This is a genomic window from Bradyrhizobium uaiense (assembly GCF_010811875.1).
GTDB lineage: Bacteria > Pseudomonadota > Alphaproteobacteria > Rhizobiales > Xanthobacteraceae > Bradyrhizobium > Bradyrhizobium uaiense.
Genome location: NZ_VKHP01000852.1, coordinates 1 through 246, shown reverse-complemented (window position 1 = coordinate 246; position 246 = coordinate 1). Strand labels below are relative to the sequence as shown.

1 pseudogene is annotated in these 246 nt (G+C 64.2%); it reads right to left on the bottom strand.

Features of this window, described 5'->3' with window-relative positions:
• Window positions 1-246, bottom strand: a pseudogene (locus FNJ47_RS47775) (acetamidase/formamidase family protein); the annotation flags it as partial.

Below are 246 nucleotides of genomic sequence, written 5' to 3'. Positions count from 1 at the left end.
GGTCTGCGGCGTCCAGCGATAGGAATAGCCCGCGCGCGCCCATTCGGCCTGCGCATCGGTTTCGAAGATCGTGATGGTCTCGCGTTTTGCCGGCGGATCGATCAGGTCATTGTATTGATAGCCCCACGATGCGGCGGCGTTGCTGCCGAACGCCTTGCCGGAATATTTCGGATTGGCGCAGGGCCGCGGCGCCACGTCGATGATGCGCACTTCGAGCACGTCGCCTTCCTCGGCGCCGCGCACGAA